15 protein-coding genes are annotated in these 18,238 nt (G+C 60.8%); 3 read left to right on the forward strand and 12 right to left on the reverse strand.

The window, feature by feature from the left end; genetic code table 11:
- Positions 1 to 147: 147 nt before the first annotated feature.
- On the forward strand, positions 148 to 1,791 hold the full coding sequence (locus tag L5G28_RS01915; protein ID WP_237000086.1) for an AMP-binding protein: 1,644 nt from the start codon (positions 148 to 150) through the stop codon (positions 1,789 to 1,791).
- A gap of 58 nt (positions 1,792 to 1,849) precedes the next feature.
- On the opposite strand, the gene L5G28_RS01920 is transcribed toward L5G28_RS01915, so the two are convergent.
- From L5G28_RS01920 to L5G28_RS01970, 11 genes are all read right to left on the reverse strand, one after another.
- Complete coding sequence (locus tag L5G28_RS01920; RefSeq protein ID WP_237000087.1) at positions 1,850 to 3,643, reverse strand: SMP-30/gluconolactonase/LRE family protein; 1,794 nt, start codon at positions 3,641 to 3,643, stop codon at positions 1,850 to 1,852.
- Positions 3,628 to 4,254 (reverse strand): TetR/AcrR family transcriptional regulator, encoded by a 627-nt coding sequence (locus L5G28_RS01925; RefSeq protein ID WP_308191942.1) that lies wholly within the window; start codon positions 4,252 to 4,254, stop codon positions 3,628 to 3,630. The genes L5G28_RS01920 and L5G28_RS01925 overlap by 16 nt, the downstream gene beginning before the upstream one ends.
- Before the next feature lie 115 nt (positions 4,255 to 4,369).
- Positions 4,370 to 5,623, reverse strand: coding sequence for a GDSL-type esterase/lipase family protein (locus L5G28_RS01930; RefSeq protein ID WP_237000089.1), 1,254 nt, complete (start codon positions 5,621 to 5,623; stop codon positions 4,370 to 4,372).
- A 188-nt stretch (positions 5,624 to 5,811) separates the two neighbouring features.
- On the reverse strand, positions 5,812 to 6,609 hold the full coding sequence (locus L5G28_RS01935; protein ID WP_237000090.1) for a crotonase/enoyl-CoA hydratase family protein: 798 nt from the start codon (positions 6,607 to 6,609) through the stop codon (positions 5,812 to 5,814).
- A gap of 4 nt (positions 6,610 to 6,613) precedes the next feature.
- Positions 6,614 to 7,564: an alpha/beta fold hydrolase gene (locus L5G28_RS01940; protein WP_237000091.1), complete on the reverse strand. Its 951-nt coding sequence runs from the start codon at positions 7,562 to 7,564 to the stop codon at positions 6,614 to 6,616.
- Between the two features lie 774 nt (positions 7,565 to 8,338).
- Positions 8,339 to 9,496 carry a thiolase family protein gene (locus L5G28_RS01945; protein WP_237000092.1) on the reverse strand — a complete coding sequence of 386 codons (1,158 nt, stop codon included), beginning with the start codon at positions 9,494 to 9,496 and terminating at the stop codon, positions 8,339 to 8,341.
- The gene (locus L5G28_RS01950; RefSeq protein WP_237000093.1) at positions 9,493 to 9,900 is read right to left on the reverse strand and encodes a Zn-ribbon domain-containing OB-fold protein; all 408 of its coding nucleotides are present in this window, start codon (positions 9,898 to 9,900) and stop codon (positions 9,493 to 9,495) included. Before L5G28_RS01950 ends, L5G28_RS01945 begins: the two co-directional genes overlap by 4 nt.
- Positions 9,901 to 9,925: 25 nt before the next feature.
- Positions 9,926 to 10,714, reverse strand: coding sequence for an SDR family NAD(P)-dependent oxidoreductase (locus L5G28_RS01955; RefSeq protein ID WP_237000094.1), 789 nt, complete (start codon positions 10,712 to 10,714; stop codon positions 9,926 to 9,928).
- On the reverse strand, positions 10,711 to 12,240 hold the full coding sequence (locus L5G28_RS01960) for a class I adenylate-forming enzyme family protein (protein ID WP_237000095.1): 1,530 nt from the start codon (positions 12,238 to 12,240) through the stop codon (positions 10,711 to 10,713). The genes L5G28_RS01955 and L5G28_RS01960 overlap by 4 nt, the downstream gene beginning before the upstream one ends.
- Positions 12,241 to 12,309: 69 nt before the next feature.
- Complete coding sequence (locus tag L5G28_RS01965) at positions 12,310 to 13,188, reverse strand: SDR family NAD(P)-dependent oxidoreductase (protein WP_237000096.1); 879 nt, start codon at positions 13,186 to 13,188, stop codon at positions 12,310 to 12,312.
- 7 nt (positions 13,189 to 13,195) lie between these two features.
- Complete coding sequence (locus tag L5G28_RS01970; protein ID WP_237000097.1) at positions 13,196 to 13,975, reverse strand: crotonase/enoyl-CoA hydratase family protein; 780 nt, start codon at positions 13,973 to 13,975, stop codon at positions 13,196 to 13,198.
- A gap of 213 nt (positions 13,976 to 14,188) precedes the next feature.
- On the opposite strand from L5G28_RS01970, the gene L5G28_RS01975 reads away from it, so the two are divergent.
- Together L5G28_RS01975 and L5G28_RS01980 are read left to right on the forward strand one after the other, a co-directional pair.
- Positions 14,189 to 15,640 carry an aldehyde dehydrogenase family protein gene (locus L5G28_RS01975; RefSeq protein ID WP_237000098.1) on the forward strand — a complete coding sequence of 484 codons (1,452 nt, stop codon included), beginning with the start codon at positions 14,189 to 14,191 and terminating at the stop codon, positions 15,638 to 15,640.
- Between the two features lie 28 nt (positions 15,641 to 15,668).
- On the forward strand, positions 15,669 to 16,769 hold the full coding sequence (locus tag L5G28_RS01980; protein ID WP_237000099.1) for an NAD(P)-dependent alcohol dehydrogenase: 1,101 nt from the start codon (positions 15,669 to 15,671) through the stop codon (positions 16,767 to 16,769).
- 341 nt (positions 16,770 to 17,110) lie between these two features.
- On the opposite strand, the gene L5G28_RS01985 is transcribed toward L5G28_RS01980, so the two are convergent.
- Positions 17,111 to 17,773 (reverse strand): TetR/AcrR family transcriptional regulator, encoded by a 663-nt coding sequence (locus tag L5G28_RS01985; protein ID WP_237000100.1) that lies wholly within the window; start codon positions 17,771 to 17,773, stop codon positions 17,111 to 17,113.
- Between the last annotated feature and the right edge of the window lie 465 nt (positions 17,774 to 18,238).

The raw sequence follows: 18,238 nt of genomic DNA on the forward strand, positions 1-18,238 counted from the left end.
CCAGCCCGCAACCTGCAGGTGTCGATCAGACACCGCGCTCGAAGGCGACAGCTGCGCCGACAGGGCTACCTCGGCTGAGGCCGCTACGCTAAGCTACGTACCGTAACTTAAATGCTGGCACCAGCCTCGACCGGACTTGGAGCACTGATGACAGAACTGAACTACGCAACGATCTGGGAAGCCATCGCGGACGCGAACCCTTCCCGCGAGGCGCTCGTCCATGGATCCACGCGACGCACCTGGCGCGAATTCGACGATCGCGCCGCCAGGATCGCGAATGCACTCTTGGACTCCGGCTTGAAGAGGGGATCAAAGGTCGCTCAACTGCTCTACAATTGCACCGAGTTCGCCGAGGTCTATTTCGCGACCATCAAGATCCGCGCAGCCCCGTTCAGCGTCAATTATCGGTACGTCGGTGCCGAGATCAAATATTTGCTGGACAACGCCGATGCCGAAGCGCTCGTCTATCACGCGAGTCTGCGCGACCGTGTCGTCGATCTACTCCCGAACGTCAAGAGTTTGAAGATCGCGATCGAGGTCGACGATTCCGGCCACGCAGTTGGTTCGCTGGTTCCCCACGGCGTGCACGCGTACAACGAGGTGGTGTCAGACTTCGACCCGGCCGAGCGGATAGTACGAGACGGCTCCGATGTGACGATCTCGTACACGGGCGGAACCACCGGAATGCCCAAGGGCGTCACCATTCCGATGGGTCCCGCCATCGAAGAACTCATGGGCGCGGTCCCACTGCTTTTCGGCGACTCTCCGGTGACCTCCGTGGACGAGTTGCTACGGCGAGCTTCAGACGTAAGTGCCGAGGAGGACCGCTACACAGTAATTCCGGCGTCTCCAGTCATCCATAATGCTGCGGTCGGCATGGCGATGAATCCTGCGCTCCTATTCGGCGGTAAGGCCGTCATGCTGTCGAGCCGATCATTTGACGCAGCGGAACTATGGGACGTGGCCAGCGCAGAGAAGACTCGCGGCATCGTCATCGTCGGGGACGCATTCGCGCGGCCAATGCTGAAGGCGCTGGACGCGTCGGATCACCGAGATCTGTCATCACTCGCGATGATCGCTTCGACGGGAGCGATGTTCGCGGCAGAGGTGAAGGGCGCCATTCTTGAACATCTGCCGAAGGTCATGATCGCCGACGTCATCTCGGCCACCGAAGGCGCGATGGGGGCCGCCATCTCAGTCAAAGAAGCGCAGATGCCCACCGGGTCGTTCCTGCCGTACCCCGGAGTCATCGTGATCTCCGACGAGGATCACGAAGTCAAACCGGGTAGCGACGAGATCGGGAGGATTGCCCTGCCGAGCGGTGGACAGACCTACTATCGCGACGAGGCGAAGACGGCGGAGACCTTCCGCGTTCTGAACGGCCGTCGATACAGCATTCCAGGCGATTACGCACGCGTCCTGAAGAGTGGAGTGATAGAACTCCTCGGGCGTGGTTCATCGTGCGTGAACACTGCGGGCGAGAAGGTCTATCCAGAAGAAGTAGAAGAGGTGATCAAGCGATTCGACGGCATCGAAGACTGCTTGGTGTTCGGCGTCGCTGACGAGCGCTTGGGTCAGCGACTCTCCGCGGTGTACTCCGTTGCCCCGGAAGTTGAGACGATCGATCTCGACGCACTGGATGAGTTCCTGCGATCTCATCTGGCGGGGTACAAGGTTCCTCGTGTGATGAAACACGTCGGTGTTGTTCCTCGTGTGGCAACCGGAAAAGCCGACTATCCGGAGGCGAAACGGCTGTACGAAGCATCCGTCGGTGCGTCGCCGAAGCCGTGACCGACTCGACAGGGCACTTGCGGACGACGTCCGCCGTTGATCCCGGCACGGAACGAGGTCATCGCTCGATCTCAAGCCGGAGAAGTCTGGACTGATGCGGACCCGCGAGGTATAGAGCTCCGCCGAACTCCGCGATGCCGGTCGCGTGATGAAATCCTTCGACCACGCCATGCACGTCGTCCACAACCGCGCCGTCTGATGTCATCGACCGCGCCCAGACATAGGACCGCTCTGATGGGATGCGCGGCAACCGCCAGAGCAACTCGCGGATGCTGCCGGGGACCGATGCGAGCCTGTCGAGTGCAGGTTCGCGCGGCCCCGTCATCGCTACCCACGCTCTGCCGTCCCGAAACGTCGAGATGTTGTCGGGTATCCCCGGCATATCGGAGCTCAGGCTGCGACGGGCCCCGGCTCGTGGTCCGGTCGTCTCGACCCGGCTGAGCTGGTATCCGCTGGTTTCAGCCAAGACGAGGAAGGACCCGTCCGGCGAGGTTGCCACGCCGTTAGGAAACCTCAGCCCGTCCAGTACGACGTCTATTGTGCCGTCGGGGTCGAAGCGCAGCAGTCGGCCGGACCCACGATGCTCGAGAAGGCTGCCCATGAAGTGCTCGATGTCGAAACGGGTGGTCGACTCAGTGAACCAGATCGCCCCATCGGACGCGGTCGTGGCGTTGGAGCAGAATCGCAGCGGGATATCGTCCACGTACTGGACAAGATTCTCGCACTCAGAGGTCGCCGGATCCAGCCGCCGAAGGCCACGCTGGGTGTCGCAGACGAGAAGCCGGCCGTCCGGCAGCGGTTCCAAGCCGAGCGGACGCCCGCCCGTGCGGTCGACGACTGTGGAGACGCCAGAGTCTGGGTCGACCCGCACGATCGAGCCGTCGCCCATACTGCAGTAGAGATAGCCGTCGGCTCCGACCACCACGTCCTCTGGACCTGGTCGAGCTAGGCGCGGGGAGTCTGGAAGCGGGATGAACACCGCCTCCGGAAGCGTTTGGGTCGGTGTCGGCACTCGGGGGCCACGTGGAATGCGCCGCCTCACCGGGTCCAGCGGCGGTTTCCGGACGGGACCCGTCTGAGGCAGGGTCGTACGACCTTCTTGGGCGAAAACATATGTGCGTTCGACAGCGTAGGCGTGCACCGCACTGCACACGGATTGGATCTCGTTGCCGGGACGACCTGCGCACAACCCTTCAATCGCACTGGTGAGCGTAACGCGGTCCGTTGCACCCAGGATCAACGCACCGTCGTAGGTCAGCCCACGATCAGGGCTTCGACGGTGCCGAAACGGCTGCGTCCGAACTTCGGTGATGCCACTCAAGCGCGCGAGCGTCGGCCCGAGGACTTCGTTCAACAGGCGATCGATCGCCATCGAGTCAACGCCCTGGCATCGATGGAACAGCGCCACCGTGCGCGCTCCGGTGCGGGTTCCCTCGGTGGCTGGCGGCGTGAATCGACGGCCGGCCTCAGTTCCCGAGGGATACTCACACGTCCATTCGAACAACCCTGCGCCGGGCCCATGAGGCGGCTGCCCCGAAAGGTAGCGTCTGACACCGCTGATGACACGATCGAAGACGAACTCCTCGATGCCGTCGATTCGACAGTCGGACGGGACGGGGACCGCATCGCCCAGGTCCGGCCAGGACGTGACGTGAGCATCTGACAAGTGATGTTGGCGGTACTCTCGAACACCTCCCCGTCGGGCGGCGGTTTGGCTGAGCTGCTCGCGCCAATAGCTCAACGAGACGTCGCGCGCCAAGCCGGACTTCGCCTGTAGAAGGACAGTGCTGCCTGTGACGGCGTTATGCGCGACCGACTCTGGATGGGTATGGAGGCTCAATCGTCGATCCATTGCCCCACTCCCCCCATGGCGATGGAACAGAAGTAGTCGACGATCTTCTCTTTGTCGAGATCGGGACGAGTGAGCCACCAATGTCCCAACCGTTCCCCGATACCGGACAGAGCATGTGCCGCCGCATCTATCACGTCGTTCGGAACGCTGGGCACCGCAGTACGCAGAAGGCCCGCGATCGCCTGAACATGCTTGAAGCGCAGCGCAACGAGTTCGTCTCGATAGCTGCCGGTCAGTACCGAGGCACTGGTGAACAGGAGCAGCCATCGCCCCTGGTTCCGCTCAATTGAACTGAAGTAGAACAGCGCGCCGGCCCGGAGCTGGTCGATCGGGGCGGATTCAGGGTCGACAACGCTCCCGAGTCCCTCGTTGTACGTGTCATAGATTCGCCGGACACACGCTATGAAGGTGCCTTCCTTCGTTTCGAAATGGTTGTACACGATCGGGCGAGTCACAGCCGCGGCGCGTGCGATGTCCTCCATCGATGTGAGCGCGTACGTCCGTTCAACGAACAGGCGCTCCGCGATGTCCAATAGTTGCTCGTGTCGCGCAGCGTACGACATTCGTCGCCGCGGCGGCCTGTCCGTTGGTGACGTACGACTCGTGGGCATCGTCTCTCCGATCGAAGTTTGCAGCGCTTCTTGAACATCTTGGCCTGAGCGTTCGCTGGAGCCCACACCCACTCGGTGTCGGCATGCCGCGACCTGTTCAACAGGGCACTGGTCGTCAGTTCAAGGTCGAGAGATCGACCGCCATGGCCATTCGCCGGTAGCCGGCCGGGTTCGGATGGAGTCGATCCGGGCCAGCGTACTTGGGTGCTAGAATGCCGGAGTTCGACCTGTCGCGGAGCGCCCGATCGAAATCGATCACGCTGTCGGAGAGTTTCTGCCTGCGGATCCATCTGTTGATCACTCGACGCGTCGCGTCCGAGAACGGCGCGGTGGCCGTGCCGTCGAGTAGTGCGTTCGAAGCGGGCATGATGGTGCCGAGGTGCACTCGGATCCGATGAGAGTGCAGCCGTTCGATGATGTTCCGGTAGCCCGCGATGACTTGGTCTGCGCTTGCGCCGATCGGCACACCGAGATCGTTGATACCTTCAAGGAGGATGAGGTCTTCGACCCCGGGTACGGAAATGACGTCACGTTGAAGCCGCCTCGTCGCAGCGTCGCCGTATAGCGGAACGGTGCCATCGGCGGTCACCCTGTTACCACTGATGCCGGCATTGACGACCACGCGGTCGATACCCGCATCATCGAGACGCCGCTGCAGATGGTCCGGATACCGCACGTTCTTGTCCACTACACCGCGCTTGGCCTGCGGCAGGCCTCCGACGTTGTCCGCGACAAATCCGTCTGTGATCGAATCGCCGAAGGCGACGATCGCTGTGGTCCTTTTCGGTGCGAGCACGTCGACTCTGCTGACGATCGGAACCACGGTGGTGGTCAGTGGAAAGGCAGCACCGTCGCGACGCCGAGTCTGGTCACCTGCGCCGGGCTTCGTGTAATAGCTCGTCGCGTTCCCATTCAGATGCTGGGTGAGGAACAGCGCGGAGCCTTGGACATTGACCGACACGGCCAGGCGCTGCCACGCAGCCACGTTCACATCGACTGCGTCACTCAGGACTTCGCCGCCTGCAGGGATAACGACTGATCGGCGGCCGTTGAAAGTGAGCTCCGCGGCCGGCGATGTTATCGATGCACCAGCTCCCGCGGCAGCGGCGGTCGCCGATCCGATCCGCAACGGGCTCGGCCTCTCCGCGTTGGACAATTTGACTCGGATCGCCGCGCCCCCTCGATGCGGCGTCACCATGACTCGGAAGGTCTGGTTGGCGATGTTGACGATCGGCCGAAAATCGGCATCGGCGCCATTGATGGCGTCCGTTTGTGGCGCCATCCATGAGGCTACCCAGTGCCGCCCACCGCCGGGTTCCGTGTTTCCCTGCGCGACCGGGGGCTGCCACAGTGTGGCGACGAGGAACATCAACGCCCCGGCGCTCAGAGCTATCCATCGACGCATCAGCTTCTCCTCGGATTTGTTTGAACCTATATATTACGTGCTGTAACTGTCGTGGTGCTTGAGTACCCGAATCGGCACGCCGCCTTGGACGTACCGCCTTCTACCCTCCGGCGGCGAGGCCTTCAGGTAATCGCCGCACCGTTGGCGCCCGCTTACCGCCCCGTGAATACCGCGGCGCGGCGTTCAACGAACGACTGGATTCCCTCCACGCCGTCGGCAGTACTGAGCAGCCGTGCAACCTCTGTGTGCCGTCGCGCGATCGCGGCTTGCTCACCCTCAGTTCGCGCAGTATGCGCCGACGACAATGTGGCCTGGACGCCGAGCGGTGCGCAGCGTTCGGCGAGCGTCGCTGCGATCTCGCGTGCCCGGTCGATCGCACCGTGCCTATCCGGCGCGATCTCCTGGATGAGGCCTATTCTATGAGCTTCGGTTGCGTCGAACTCGTCGCCAGTGAGAATCCACCGCATCGCATTACCCCATCCGGAAAGCTGCGGGAAACGGATCGTCGCGCCACCGAACGGATGCATGCCGCGCCGCACCTCCAGTTGCCTGAATCGAGCATCACGGGAGGCCACACGGATATCGGCAGCCAGCAGAAGCTCGATGCCCAGCGTCATCACCCAGCCTTGCGCTGCGGCAACGATCGGCTTCGTCCAGTAGCCGTCCAAACGCCACGGATCACGGTGCCCATTCGGAAGCTCCAATTTTCCGGTGGCGAGGTCGGGCCCGACGTCCACGAGGTCGAAGCCGGATGTGAAGTGCTCACCGTGCGCGAATAGGACTCCCACCCAGAGATCCGCGTCGGATTCCAGGAGCGTGTAGGCGGCGCTGAGCTCGTTGATCAGCTGTTTGGTGAAGGCGTTCCGTTGAGCTGGACGATTGAGACCGATCAGCAAGACCCGGCCATCACGCTCGACTGTGACTGTGCTCTGGAGACTTTGATCTGTCATGCCTTCACTTTCGATCGAGTGACGGGACGACGCCCTCGACACCAGGCACAGCGACCGCCCGTTCGATGCGCTCGCATACCCAGTCCACAACGTCGTCGACAGCATCGACGGCAACCGGATCGGAGAGCACCTCATGGTATGCACCCGCATATTCAGTGAAGGTCTTCTCGGATGTGGCGAGTGTCCGGTAGAGACGTCGACTCCATTGCGGTCTGGTGAACACGTCCTCGGTACCGTGCAGCAGAAGGACCGGCACCCGCCACGATGCGGCATGGCGGTGGATGTCACGTGTCGCGTCAAAGGCCGTGACCCCGCTGAGAACGGTGAACCGCTTGTTGTGCATGAGCGGGTCACCGAGCACGCGTGCTAAGACCTCGGAATCGTGAGAGAGCTTGGTCCACGGCGGCTTAGCGACGGGCGCCCAAGCCTTCTTTGTCACACGGGCCAATGGTTCGATGGCGCAACGAACAGGGCCGGGAATTGGTCCCGGAAGTAGAGGGCCAACCAAGACTACGCCGGCGAGTGCGCTCTGGTCGCGCGCGGCGCTTGCGCAAGTCACCAGGCCGCCCAGCGAATACCCGACGAGGACAGTCGGCAATCCGAAGGCCGCCACTCGTAGCCGTATTGCCCTGTGATCATGGACTGCGCGCCCGACATGCACTGCCCCGCGTCGCCCAGGTGATGATCCGTGCCCCCACATATCCGGAGCGACGACCATTAGTCCGGAGCCGACGAGCCGCTCGACGACGCCGCCATGCTCATACTCGAACCGCCCGGAGTGCTCGTGATATCCGTGCTGAAGGATCACCACCCCCCGAGGGTTCTCGACCGACCATATACGAACCGCCAGGTTGCTGGGGCCCCACGTCTCTACACGGACATTGACACTCGACATGGACAGATCCTTCAAATCGACACCAGAACAGCGGAATGATGCGTCGGGGACATTCACCATCCACGTAGCTACACCATGTAACTTTAGGCGAAGGCGGAACTGAACGCAATCACACGCACGGATTGACACACGGAAGCCGGCCGTCTTTGAATCGCCTGTAAGTCTTCGTAGTGGCTGGCCTGGGGCTGGCTGGCAGGGTTGGCGTCGTCACCTGGCGCTCGTTGTGACTCCTGAATCGACTGACCCCGTTGGGGTGTCATGCCCGGGATCTGCCCGGCGGGTACTGGGTGAACCGTCCTGGGTCTGGTGGAGACCGTGAACGCACCAGGAGAATGTGAGGTGCCCGGACCTGGCGAAACAAGTGTGTATGATCCTCACCGTCGACGGCGGCGTCGGCGATCGTGACGCCGAGCTCGATGGTGCGGCAAATCGTGTCGGCAATAGCGCTACGCTGCGTCATTGGTCCTGTTGGTGTTCGGGTGGGTGCGTAGGAACTTCCATCCTCACACCCCACGACCCCCGGCTCCCCACAGCCGAACCCGACCTCCATCTTGCGTTCGGTAGAACCCGTTCTACGCACCGTCAATCAGGAAGAGCCGGTTTGCCCGATCGCTGCGTTCGATGGCTGGTGTTGCCACACTGATCAAGTATGATACATACGCGAGGTGCACCAGTAGTGCTACTCAACGCTTCTCTTTCACAACTCAAGAAATTTCGGTCTCATCCCCTGAGGGACTCCGCCGGACCTGAGCCCAGAGCGCTTCAATTCGTTCCTCTATATAAGTGAGCGTCTGTATAGAGTCGCACCTTGATTCGGTCCGACTGCGGGGTGAGTCATGGTGTCGTGCTCGACCCCTGAAGAATGTGGACGACACAAACAGCTCCGAGACCGACCATGTGCGCAAGGCCAGTGCGAGCGCCGGAATGCTGGCGGGCACCCGCCTCGCCGCGTATCTGCTCCGTGATTTCTGCTACCTGGGCAACACCAGTCGGACCGATTGGATGTCCGGACCCCAGCAGGCCGCCGGAGGTATTCACCGCGACTCTGCCTCCGCGATCGAATTCACCGGCTGTCAGCCCTGTGCCCGCTTGGCCCTCGTCAGCAAGTCCCATCGCCTCGAGGTACTGCAGCTCCTCGATGGTGAAGGCATCATGCAATTCGACCACGTCGAGGTCCGAAGGTGCGATTCCTGCCTGCTCGTATGCGAGGTGTGCGGTCTCGCGGGTCAACTCCGCATCAAAGCTTTTGGCACCGTACAACTGTTCACTACGCTGCACCGACGCCAGAACACGTACCGATCGTGTGCGGTCGAGGTCCAGCCGGTCGAGAACATCGCCGGAGACCACGAGGGTTGCTGCTGCGCCCTCTCCAATCGGGCAGCATTGCAACTTCGTGAAGATCCCGGAAATAGTCGGACCCCCCAGAACTTCCTCGAGCGAGTACGCCTTCTGGCGTTGAGCGTACGGGTTCAGGGCCGCGTTCGAGAAGTTCTTGACCGCGACCGCAGCGATCTGTTCCGCAGTCGCACCATGCGCGCGCATGTACTCGTCTGCCAGTAGTGCGAAATGCGTAAAGGGAGCGACACGTTCTGCTGAGAGTTCAGGGATCCCGGTGTCACGCTGTGCAGGACCGATCTTGCTTGGTTTGTCTACTCCCACTGCAAGCGAGACATCGCTGATACCGCTCGCAACGTCGAGGCAGGCCGCTCGGAACGCCGATGAGCCTGATGCCGAGGCGTTCTCCACCTGGGTCATTGGGGCTCCGTTGACACCTAGATGACGCAGCATCGGACGCGAGCTAGCCATGCCAAGCATGGCGGTTCCAGTGTATGTGCTGTCGACTTGGCGCCAGGAAATTCCTGCGTCGTCAAGTGCACGACGAATTGCCGTCAAGCCGAGGTCGACATATGGGGTGGCGCTCGGTGCTTGAAACTGGTGCCGGCCAATGCCGACCACATACACTGGCCGCAGATCCCTCAAATGTTTGGTCATGATCCTGTACCTTTCGCGACCCGAAAGCGTAGTTCATTAAGGTCTTCGCCCCCAAGGCGAACTACCGCGGTGGTGGCAACGACTAAGTCATCGACCTGGCCGCTGTCGGCGACGTCGAGTATGCCGCGAACCATTGGCCCCTCTTCGAGCACGATGGAGGCAACTGTGAACGGGACATCGATATCCGGATTCGGGTGGAACCGCACCGTTGCCGTCGCATGGATCTCCCCACGGCCCGACAGTGGCACGGCGCTGAGGTGTGCGCCGTGGTCTCCATTGAGCAGCGAACCCGCCGTCTGCTGAGGAAAGGAGATATATCCGGTGCTGTCACGTGTCCCGGTGAGTGTCGGGGTACCGTCGTCATCGACGCTGTATAGCTGGGGCTCTGCTGATTTTCGTGTCATCACAAATCGCTTTCGTGGTCGCCTTCTACAGGGTTAAGGAGAAGCCGCCGTTGACAGGAAGGGTTTGGCCGGTGATATAGCTGGCCGCTTCAGACGACAGGAACAACGCCGCGTTGGCTGCGTCGGACGGTTCACCGAAGCGGCGAACGATGTAGTTGGACAACACTTTCTTGGTGAAGGCTTCGTTCTGAATCTGAGCTTCGATCGCTGGAGTGCGGGTAGCACCGAGTGATATACAGTTGGCGGTAATGCCGTATTGGCCGCCGAGCCGAGCGATTGCCCTAGTGAATCCCGCGGCGCCTGCTTTAGCACCCGAGTAGGCTTCCATGCCGCGGGACTCGCCCACACGACCAGCATCGGAAATTATGGTGATAACACGGCCCCATCCGTTCGGGACCATTTGTGCTATTCCGCGTTGGGTGACGTTCAGAACGCCGTCGAGATTGACCCGCAGGAACCGCTCCCAGTCGGCAGGCCGCTGCTCCCAGAATGGTAGTTGACGCGTGGGCGTGGGCCCGGCGCCGCCATTGCCCGCATTATTTACAACAATCGACACTGGCCCCAGTCCGTGGTCAGAGAACATGCGGTTAACCTGATCGAAATCGCCGACGTCGGCCCGGGCCGCCATTGCGACATGGCCAGCGGTGCATATTTCGTCGGCAACCCGTTTAGCGCGATCGAGGTCGAAGTCGTTCACGATGACGCTAGCACCGTACTCGGCGAGGGTCGCAGCAATCTGATGGCCTACGCCCTGACCGGCGCCTGTCACCAGAGCCACACGGCCCGATAGATCCAGCAATTCTGACGCGCTCACAGCAATTCCGTTCGTAGTTCTCGTTTGAGAAGCTTACCCATTGGACTGATGGGCATTTTGTTGATGAAATAGAATTTTCGAGGCCACTTGAATTTTGCGAGTTGCCCTTCGCAATACGTCAGAATATCCGCCGCGGTCACAGTTGAGCCCTCCCGGCGTTGGATGGCGGCAATAGGCTGCTCGCCCAGTTCCTCGTGCGGCACACCTAGAACCGCGGCCATCACTACGTCTGGGTGGGCGTTGAGAACCGCTTCGATCTCGGCGGGGTAAATGTTGGTACCACCGGCGATTATCATGTCAGTGATCCGGTCGTGAATATAGAGGTATCCGGCGTCGTCGACATGCCCCACGTCGCCCGTGCGGTAGAAGCCGTCGGGGAGGAGCCTGTCCGAGCCGAGCGGACCGCGGCCGATGTAACCTTCGATAACCACCGGAGTGCGCACAGCAATTTCTCCGGTGACACCGGTCGTCAGACTTGTGCCGTCCTCGTCGATGATCTTGAGGTCGACGTGGCGGAACGGTCGGCCACTGGAGGTTGGTCGCTCACGTAGATCGCTCGGTGTTGCCCCGGTGAGCATTCCGGCTTCCGTGCAGCCGTACATCTCATGGAGCACTTCGCCGAACAGATCGGTAACCTTCTCCTTGATGTGTGAGCCGAACGGCGCGGCGCCACCAGCGATATACTTGATGCTGGACAAGTCGCTTCGAGTCAATGTCTCCTCGGGCAGCGCCAGTATTCTCTGCAGCATCGTTGGAACAGCAGTCCAATTGGTGACTCGATGCTTTTCAATGAGCCTAAGAGTCTCGGCCGGGTCGAATCGACGCTGAAAGATTACGGTGCCGTTAGCCTTGAGGGTTCCACGGGTGTAGGAAGGTCCAGCACCGTGATGCATCGGCAGATTGATTAGCGAACAACAGCCTGGGCCCGCGGAGGCTCCGTCAAAGTTGACCGACGCTGAATACTCTGCGAAGATCCGCGCATCGGGTGGAGTTCGCCAGCCACCTAACGGGGCCCCCTTTGGGGCGCCAGTGGTCCCAGAAGAGTATATGACGATCGGCGCGAAATCGTCGACCGGTCGTGGATCCGTGCTGCCTATGGCGATCATATGGTCGTAGAAGGACGCGCCGGGGGCACGTTGGTCGAGAGTCACGATAGCAAAGAGGTCAAGTTCGGACCACGCCTCTATGAGCGTGCGCGGATCCGCATCGTCAACTATTGCGCCGCGAACATTGCAGTCGCGCAGGATGTAGGTAGCTTCGGGTGGAGTGAGCTTGTAGTTGATTGCGACGGCTGTACCGCCCACCTTGGCGATGCCCAGCGAGACGACGAGCCACTCAAGGCGGGTGTGAAGTCGGATTGCGACGGCGTCCCCTGCTCCGATACCCTGAGTTGCGAGTGAAGAAGCTAGTCGGTTCGAGTGATCGTCGAGTTCGGCCCATGTCAAGGTCCGGTCGCCTTCGGTGGCGCATACGGAGTTAACGTCGGTAGGTGCAAAGGCGATACTGCTGCGTTGGCCAAGTGTCATTGTGGTCTTCTTTCGGTGCCCATATTCACTGTACGGACAGGCACACGTGTCGTATGGAAGTGACGCGGGTTAATCGAAACCGCCACGGGAGCCGCCGCCGACCGCGATCACCTGGCCCGTCACGTAGTCGGATAACGGCGAAGCAAGCCAGAAGATGGCGTCGGCGGCTTCTTGAATGGTCCCGGTACGCCCCAGCGTTGCGCCGGGCAGCCGCTGTGCCGCGTAGATATCGTCGACCCTTGTGTTGAGGCCGAGCCTTTCTAGCGTCTTGTCTGGCACGCCGAGAGGAATCTCACGCCCACCCGCCTTGACCGTTTCATGGGCAGACTGGGGAGCTCCGAATCGGGTCTGGATTATTCCGAAAGCGACCGCATTAACGGTGACATTGAACCGGCCCCACTCCGTGGCGACCGATTTCGTCAGCCCGACGAGCCCGGCTTTAGCCGCAGCGTAGTTGGCTGCGCCAGCGTTGCCCCAGGACGCAGCCAGTGATGAGACGTTGACCACCTTTCGGGCGCTGCGGGTGTCTTCGATGGAACTTGTCCTGAAGTATGGCGCGGCCGCGCGCAGAATGCGGAAAGGGGCAAGGAGGTGGATATCCAGCATAGATTGAAACTGCTCGTCTGGCATCCGGTGCACCGGAGCGTCCCAGAAGTACCCGGCTCCGTTGACGATGATGTCGATTCGGCCGTGTGTAGCAATCACGTGTTCGATTAGCGCGTCTGGGACAGCAGGATCAGCCAAGTCACCCGCGAATGTCGAGGCGTCACCGCCAATTGCATTCTGGGCCTCGAGCGCGCGGGTGGGGTCGACGTCTGCGATGCACACCGTTGCCCCGTTCGCGCTGAGTGTGTGTGCGCTCGCCCGGCCGATCCCCTGAGCCCCTCCGGTGACCAGAGCGACTTTGCCCGCGAGTAGGGACGATGAGAGGGTAGGAACGAAAGGCATGATTACGTCACCGCCCCTTCCAGGCTGGCTGGCGTTTTTCAAGGAACGCTGCGATTCCCTCCTGGGTGTCGTGTGAGTTGATAGCCGGGGCGGCGTAGGTGTGCTGCTGTGTCCACGCCTCATCCTCAGTCCAGTCGAACGCTCGTCGGACGATTTCGGTGCTGGCCCTGACAGCGAGCGGGCCGGACGCGGCTACCCTGCGAGCAAGACTGAGCGCGGTCGCGAAGACGTTGTCAGGTTCTACGACGTAATTGACCAGGCCCCACTGCGCGAAGAACGAGGCCGGGCGCGGTTCGCCGGTTAGTGCCAATTCCATCGCGATGTGGTACGGGATCCGCTTCGGAAGTCGGAACAGTCCGCCGCCGACCGCGACCAACGCTTTTGCCGCCTCCGGGATTCCCATAGTCGCATCTGTTGACGCGATGACCAGGTCGCAGGCGAGACACAACTCGAAGCCGCCCGCGAGCGCGTGCCCTTCGACGGCGGCAATGAGTGGCTTGCTCGGGCGCTTCGCCATCAAGCCGAAGCCGCCGCGTCGATCGGTTCTCCCAAAATCGCCGGACACAGCTGCCTTGAGATCCTGCCCTGCCGAGAACGCCGCGCGGGCGCCTCGAATGATCGCGACGCGGGCGGTGTCGTCGGCGTCGAACGCGTCGATAGCCTCCTCCATCGCTCGCGCAGTCGCGCCGTCGAACGCATTGCGCCGCTCGGGGCGATTGATAGTTATCACTGTGATGTGATCGTCAAATTGGTCGACGAGAACCAGTGGGCCAGACTCCGTTGCCATGTATCTCCTCATTCGTCTACTTCGCACCCCTAAACGGGGGCGTCGTTCGGGTGTGGCCCAATGTATCAAGTTGCTTGTTAGCTAGCAAGCCCTCCCGGTCGCATACGGCTCCGAGCGGTCGAGCCGAGCGGGAGGCCTAGTTAGTTGTTGTGCAGACAACAAGACTATGAGACCGTCGCATGTGTCGGACGTTCCAAGCAAGGAGGATCCTAAGTGGACCTGGTACGAAAAGAGGATATCTACGTGGGCGGGTCATTTGAGCCGGCCACTACCGACACGCGGTCGCGAGTTATCAATCCCGCAAATGGTGCAGTCATCGCCGAGGTGCCAGCGGCCGGAATCGTAGACGTAGACCGCGTAGTGGCTGCGGCACGCACCGCGTTCGATAGCGGTCCGTGGCCCCAGCTTTCGGGTGCCGAACGAGCCGATGTTCTGGAGCGATTTGCTGCAGCACTTGTCGAGCGCACTCCGGAACTGGCAGCCACAGTGACGATGGAGGCAGGCTTCCCGACGGCATTCGTGGGAGACGTTCATATTAGGAATGCGATCGCGTTCGTGCGCTATTACGCTACGCTTGCGCGTAGTGAGCCGTTTGAAGAAGTTCGGGGTAGCGCTGTAGCGCACGCCGACGTGCGGGTGCGGCGGTGCCCGGTCGGCGTAGTTGCCGCCCTGGTGCCTTGGAATATTCCTCTTCTGGGTGCTTTGTCGAAGATTGCGCCAGCCTTGGCGGCAGGATGTACTGTCGTATACAAACCATCTCCGGAAACCCCGTTGATTGCGTACTTGGTGGCGGAAGCGGCACAGAAGGCCGCCTTCCCGCCCGGCGTGTTCAATATGGTGACGGCAAGCCTCAAGGGCAGCGAGCGCCTGACAGCTCACCCGGACGTCGACATGGTTGGATTCACGGGCAGCACGGATGTCGGTCGGCGGATCGCTCAAGCATGCGCTGCCGACTTCCGTCGGCACGCACTGGAGCTAGGGGGAAATGCGGCTGCAATCGTCCTTGACGATGCGCCGGCCGATCTGATCGCAGGTGTAGCCACAACGGGTCTGGCTATCAATAGCGGTCAAGCGTGCATCGCGCAGCGCCGTGTTCTGGCTCCACGCGGACGGTACAACGAGATTGTCGAGATTCTTGCTAGCGTCGCCAAGTCCCTTCCCGTCGGCAATCCGAGCGACCCGACTACAGTCATCGGGCCGATGATAACCGCTGAACATCGAGATCAAGTGCTGAACCACATTGATTCTGCGCGTGCGGCCGGCGCAGTAGTGGCGGCAGGCGGACGAAGTGTCGGCGAAAAAGGGTTCTTTGTGGAACCTACCGTACTCGCGAACGTCACAAACGACATGGACGCTGCCCGAAAGGAGGTCTTCGGTCCTGTGGTATGCGTGATCGCTTACGACACGATTGAGGATGCGATCGCCATTGCCCGAGATACTGAGTACGGACTTTCGAGCTCGGTATGGTCGTCAGAACTGGGAAACGCAGAATCGATCGGTCGGAAACTGCGAGTAGGGTCTGTCTATATTAACCAGACCCTGACGCTGGATCCCGCAGTTCCGTTTGGAGGATTCGGACACTCTGGTGTTGGGCGAGAACTCGGCCCGGAGGGTTTGGACGCCTATTGCGAGATTCAGTCCATATTTGTCCCGCGAGCACTCTAAAAACATTTCTCGAGAGGATGGATTTCAAATGAAGACTTTAGCAGCCGTCACGGAATTCAAAGGGGCGCAGTTCGAACTCGCAGAACTCGATATAGATGATCCGCGCGAAGGAGAGGTGCTTATAGAAATCGCCGCCGCTGGAATATGCCACTCCGATATTGGCGCCCGCGATCAGTACCTAGAACTACCTTTGCCGATTGTCCTGGGGCACGAGGGAGCGGGAGTCGTCGTGACTGTCGGATCGGGTGTCACAAAAGTTTGCCCTGGCGATCACGTCGTGCTGAGCCGTCTGACGTGCGGCCGTTGTTCGGCATGTGTACGCCAGAGTTCGAACCTCTGCGAGCGCGGGGCATCACTGAACTTCAGCGGTGCACGGCTCGACGGCTCAACAACGCTCTCTCGGTCAGGCGAACCGGTCCACGGGCAGTTCTTCGGCCAGTCAAGCTTCGCCACCTTTGCACTAGCGCACGAACGAAACTGCACGCCGATCGACCCGACCTTCGACCTGACACTTGCCCCAGCGTTCGGATGCGGTGTGCTGACCGGCGCCGGAACGGTACTAAACGGCCCCCAACCTTCGGCCGGCTCCAGCATTGCGGTGTTCGGCACCGGCACCGTAGGGCTGGCGGCCATCATGATGGCGCGCGTGTGTGGCTACCAGAAGATTGTCGCCATTGACGTGTCCGATTCGCGGCTAGACCTGGCGTCGGAATTGGGTGCGACTCACACCATCGAGCCTGCGCAGGCACCTCTAACAAAGCAAGTCCACGCTATCGCTCCGCAAGGCGTAGCCTTCTCCATCGACACTACTGGACTGCCTACGATTGCCCGATCTGCGGTGGACAGTCTCACGGGCGGCGGAACCTGTGCACTAATCGGCGTGGGCCCGGCAGACCAGGAGATCTATCTCAATCACATGCAGTTGGCGTTCAGCGGCGTCTCGGTGCGCGGCTTCCCAACCGGGTTCGCTGAACCGGATGCGTTGATTCCCGTTCTTATGCAAATGTTCAAGACCGGAGATTTCCCTGTGGATAGGCTGCTTAGCTTCTATCCGTTCGAGAAGATTGAGGATGCTGTCCGAAAGGCGGAACGGGGGGCCGCGATCAAACCGATCTTGACGTTCAACTGACCACCAGTCGCTATGCGGAGACGTTTTCCACGTGACATCAATCGCACCCGTGCGAACGCACAGGCTTGATGCCTTGCCCTTCCTCCGTCCGTGATCCTCCTCAACGAGAACCCCAAAGACAGCCAGCCGCACGAGCTAATCAGAAAGTTTATGCGCCTTGTCAGCAGGGATGGAAGGCACAATTATCTACCCAATCGCGAATCCACAATCGGACACTACCGACTTCGGTATCGGGTATCGGTAGGTCCGGAAAATTGTGCTTCATAGCCAAGGTGCAACGAATAGTGCTGACTATAACCCGAGACTTTCGACCACTGCCGAGTGGTGACCGCAGGCCGATTTCACGAGATGCTTCTACCTAAGTGGTCACGGATGATTCTCTTGACAATACTGGCGACAGTGCGGAGTTCCACGGCCAACGGGTCGGTAAGGTACTGGATGAGTACTCCACGCAACACTCCCTCGATGACGACAGAAAGGGCTTTAGGGTCACTAGGCTTTGTGATCTGATTATCGTCAACGGCTTCGGCCAGTGATCTCGAAATGACCTCTCGAAAGATCTCGTTGTTCTCGGCGACCGCGGACTTCAGTCCAGGGGAGGACGTCACCGATTCCGTGATGATCACATACATCGCTCGGATGGCGACGCCAACGTCAGCGTCACCCAATAGGTACGTGTCGACGAGGCCGTCCAATGCGTCCAGTCCCCGCGAAGAATCGCCGTCGAGGACAGCCTGGATGCGCTGGCGAATCGCGACAACGACGGCGATCATAACCTGCTCTTTAGTGCCAAAGTGAAAGGTCACGAGCCCTCTGCTAACGCCAGCACGGCGGCCAATCTCTACGAGTGTCGTCCCCGAGTATCCGTTGGCGCCGAGGAGCTCGGTCGCGGCGTGGATCAGCTTGGCGCGGGATCCTTCTGTTCGTTCAGACTGAGTCCGCCGCCCGATGGACTTCTGATCAGTCTGGGTCTCCGTGGTGGTGGTGATTTTTCCGCTTACCATACCGAAAGTATAGGGCTGACCCGCCCGCTCTCATTACGCCGTGCGCCAGAAGGGCTCACCGGGACCAGCACGTGGCAAAACACCCACCGGGACTTGCGTACAACCGGCGGCCACTTCCGACGAAGCTATTGTCTGAGCCTGGGCGGTGACGTTGCCCATCAAACGATGCTCTCTCCTGCGAGTCAACAGTCGCGACCACCTATCGTTGCACGAGCAGATGCCCCCAGGAATCTTACAGCGTCACACACCGACGTCGAGGCCCTTCCATCGTCAATGGCACCTATTTACACAGTAGTCCCTCGCCTTACCGGCTCTTCGAGGTTGAGCGGGCTGTCCCTGGACGGAGCGGTCACGTGTCGTTGACGTAAATGGCCCCTGACCTTCGTGATTCTGGATGTTGCGAAGCATTCAAGAATCGGGAGAGGGGCAGGGGCGGTGTCCGAGCCTACGTCGTTGTTGTTGGGG

Source organism: Gordonia liuliyuniae (genome assembly GCF_021739025.1).
Taxonomy (GTDB): Bacteria; Actinomycetota; Actinomycetes; order Mycobacteriales; family Mycobacteriaceae; genus Gordonia; species Gordonia liuliyuniae.